The following is a 293-nucleotide window of genomic DNA, read 5'->3' on the forward strand; positions in this document are numbered from 1 at the left end:
TATGGCATTTCATATATTAAAAATATTTCTATAAAAAAATAATGTTTTTTGAAGATCTTAGTAAATTTCCATAAATTTAAGATAGCTTTTAACATAAAAAAATAAATTATTAAAATATATAAATGACCTAACAAATTTTTCTGAATAGAAAAAAATCATGTTAAGATAATCATTAATAGATAAGTTTTTAAATATTATATTAGACNNNNGCTCTTAAAAGAATTTAATAAGATAAACAAAAAATGTAAAAATTATAAAAATTACTATAACTATTATTATTATGAAGTCAGAAT

This window comes from Candidatus Nanopusillus massiliensis (genome assembly GCF_920984865.1).